Source organism: Polaromonas sp. P1_G2 (genome assembly GCF_056405515.1).
On sequence record NZ_JBFUBY010001634.1, the window covers coordinates 1 to 374 of the forward strand.

Annotated in this window: 1 pseudogene; it reads right to left on the minus strand. The window is 55.1% G+C overall.

The features are described from left to right. A pseudogene (locus AC1D0P_RS31880) lies at positions 1–374 on the minus strand (hypothetical protein); the annotation flags it as partial.

Genomic DNA, 374 nt, shown 5'->3' on the forward strand with positions numbered 1-374 from the left:
GTCAGTGCCGGTGCCGTCGACATCCGCCTTGCCGGTCAGGATCAATCGCTCGACATTGTCAGACAACGTGTAGCTGGCGCTCGACTTGACGGTGTCGAAGCCCTCGTCGCTGTTCTCTTTCAGCTGCACAGCTCCGTTATTGGTGATCAGCGTGTCGTCGCCGAGGCCGCCGGAGATTGCTTTGTTGATGCTGCCACCAATCGCGTCGAACACGTCATTGCCGCCGCCCAAGAATACAGAGCCTCTAATCACGCCTCTGTTAACGACGGTGTTCTCGTTGTCTCCGCAATAGATCGCATAGGATTTGCTATCAATAAGGCCGTGATTGATGAGGCTGACATTGTCGCTATAGACCACTTCGATGCCAACAGACG